General features: G+C 67.0%; 4 protein-coding genes. 1 reads left to right on the forward strand and 3 read right to left on the reverse strand.

Translation table 11 applies throughout. The annotated features are described in order from the left end of the window. From M3498_13570 to M3498_13580, 3 genes are all read right to left on the reverse strand, one after another. A partial coding sequence (locus M3498_13570; GenBank protein MDQ3460305.1) for a hypothetical protein occupies positions 1–596 on the reverse strand: 596 nt, incomplete at its 3' end. 63 nt (positions 597–659) lie between these two features. Beyond that, on the reverse strand, positions 660–1,886 hold the full coding sequence (locus tag M3498_13575; protein ID MDQ3460306.1) for a YibE/F family protein: 1,227 nt from the start codon (positions 1,884–1,886) through the stop codon (positions 660–662). Between the two features lie 26 nt (positions 1,887–1,912). Further along, positions 1,913–2,293, reverse strand: a complete 381-nt coding sequence (locus M3498_13580; GenBank protein MDQ3460307.1) for a transcriptional repressor — start codon at positions 2,291–2,293, stop codon at positions 1,913–1,915. A gap of 263 nt (positions 2,294–2,556) precedes the next feature. Here M3498_13580 and M3498_13585 point away from each other — a divergent pair. Next, a partial coding sequence (locus M3498_13585; GenBank protein ID MDQ3460308.1) for a hypothetical protein occupies positions 2,557–2,823 on the forward strand: 267 nt, incomplete at its 3' end.

The following is a 2,823-nucleotide window of genomic DNA, read 5'->3' on the forward strand; positions in this document are numbered from 1 at the left end:
GGCACCCCGGCCGCGCGCCGCTGCAAACGGCGGCTCAGCCAGACGATCGGCCAGCCCACCGTGCGCCGGGTGACCTGGATGAGCAGCCAGCCCAGGCCGGCGCAGAGCGCCGCCTGCTGAAGGCCGAGCCCGAGCACCAGGCTGACGCCCAGGATGACGGCCATGAGGCTCCAGACCGCCAGCAAGACGGCGATGACGGAGCCGAAGTAGGGCGTGAGCATGAAAAAGCCGTAGAGCCTGGGGGCGTAGCCCAAACCGACGGCGCGAGCGATCTCGCCCAAGGAGCCGCGCCGGTCGAACAGGTAGTCGCTGATGAACCAGATGCTCAAGGTCAAAAAGGCAAAGCCGGTGACGAAAAAGAGCGAGGCCAGAAGCAGAGAGAGGGCGAAGCGCGCCGGCCGCACGCCGCTCACGAAGAGCCCCACGCTCTGGCCGAGCGCGGCCGAGAGGCCCGCCAAAAAGACCACCAGAAAGGCTAGCGGGAAGCCGCTGGGACCCGCCTGCACCGCCTCGAACACCCTGGGGTCGAGGCGCAAAACCGCCCGGACGACCTCGCCAAAGGAGCGCAGGGTGAGGTCGGTCAGTGCATTGTCCACGCCCCCAGGCTAGCAGAATCGCGAGCTTGGCGCGTGACAGCCCGTTCATACCTCATTCATACCTCAGTGGTGATGATGGGTGTGCTCGAGCTCGCCCGGCGCCACCGGGATGCGGTCGCCGCGGAACAAAAAGGCGGCGATCAGGGTGGTCACCGGCACCGCCAGGATGAGGCCGATGGAGCCGACCAGGGTGGTCACCACCTCGGCGGCGACGATCTCTAAGTTCAAGGCCCGCAAGATGCCCACCTCGGAGATGGTCAAGAGGACCAAAAGGGGCAGGGCCGCGCCGGTATAGGCCAGGACCAGGGTGTTGACGAGCGAGCCGATGTGGTCGAGGCCGACGTTCATGGCGCGGCCGTAGAGGTCGCGCAGGCCGAAGGCAGGGTTGACGTGGGCGAGCTCGCGCACCACGCTGGCCTGGACGATGGTGATGTCGGTAAGCGCGCCGAGCGCGCCGATCAGGAGCCCCGCCAGCAAGAGACCCCTGATGTTGACCTCGAGCCCGCTCAAGCCGATGTAGCGGGCCTCGTCCGAGCCGAAGCCCGTCAGGTAGGCGAGGTCGGTAAAGAGGACGCCCAGAGCCATGGTGACGATCACCGTCAGCAGGGTGCCCAGCAGCGCCGCCGAGGTGCTCCAGGAGACGCCGTGGACGAAGTAGATGGCCATCACCAGCATGCCGCCCACGCCCGCCAGCGACACCAGGACCGGGCTGTAGCCCGCCAAGATGGCCGGCACCACGAAAAAGATGGCGATCGCCAGGCTGGCCCCCGTGGAGATAAAGGCGCGCAGGCCCTTGCCCCGGCCGATGGCCACGGACACGACCAGAAAGAGTAGGGTGAGCCACAACAGCGCCGGGCGACGGATCCAGTCCTCGACGTTGTAGCGGAGACCGTCCGGGCCCAGCGAAAAGAAGAGCTGGACGTTCTCGCCCTCGCGGAAGTCGGGAAGCTGGGCGTAGGGATTGACGCCGAAGTCTTCGCTCCACAGCTCGCCGAGCTCGGCGCGGATGAGCTCGCCGTTGGCAAGGCGGACGGTGGCGATCCGGGTCCGCGGATCGATGGCGACGATGCGGCCCTCGGCGTGGCCCCAGTCGCGCCCGTAGAGGTAGTCGTCGCCGTAGGGATCGGCGCCAAGGGGATCGCCGTCACCGTAAGCAGTACCGGCGGAGGGGTCCAAGGCAGGCTCCTGAGCGACTCCGTAGGGCGAAGCGGCCCCCACCAGCAGGAGGCCGAAGACGAGAAGCAGGTGTCGGATGGCCGCACGGCGCGGCAGGAGAACGGGTGCCCGCATAGCGCAGACTAACAGAGATCGACGCCTCAGTTGGAGCAGCTTGGGCAGAGGCCGTAGAGCGTCAGGTCGTGACGGTGAACCATGTAGCCGCCGGGCAGAGTGACGCCCTCGAGCACCGCCACCGGGCAACTGGCGTCGAGCTCGAAGACGCCCCGGCAGCTCTCGCAGCGAAAGTGATGGTGGTGGCCCCGGCCCGCCGGCTCATAGCGGGTGCTCTCGTTGGGCAGGTGGACCTCGATGAGGTCGCCGGACTCGACCATGCTGCTCAGGTTGCGGTAGACCGTCGCCAGGCCGAGGCTGGCCTGGATCTTGCCAGCCTCCTGCAGGATCTCCTGCGGGGTAAGGGGTCCGGGCGCGTGCTCGAGCGTGCTCATGATGGCGCGGCGTTGGTTGGTCTGTCGTCTCATATCTCCCCCAGTTTAACAAGCGGTGCTGGTGCTGATGATTCTATGACGAACAGGGCGCTTTTGCCTATAGCTTCTCTTCATGCCGGGTTCACGAGCTTGAGCTGGAGGCGAGCCGAAAGCGACGTGGACGAATCACGACGAGCTTCTCGACTCGAGAAACGGCTTGCCGGAAGGGTCAACGGAGGAGGCTCATGCGGGCGGTCCTATTCCCAGCCCGCAGGCGCGCGCCTACAGCCCGGCTCGCAAAGCCCTAGAATGAAGGCATGGACATCGCGCTGCTCCTCTACCACCACGTCAACGAGCTCGACCTGGTCGGCCCCTACAACGCCCTCCATACCGCCAAGCGCTACCTGAGCGAGGACCTGAGCGAGGGCGCCGATGAGGAGTCGCCCTTGGCCCTCTTCACCGTCGCCAAGGCCCGCAACTCGGTCGAGACCTCGGGAGGGCTCATCATCACCCCGCACTGGGCTTTTGCCAGCGCGCCCCACCCGGACGTTCTCGTCGTTCCCGGCGGCGCCGGCTGGCAGGCG

Source organism: Deinococcota bacterium (assembly GCA_030858465.1).
Classification (GTDB): domain Bacteria; phylum Deinococcota; class Deinococci; order Deinococcales; family Trueperaceae; genus JALZLY01.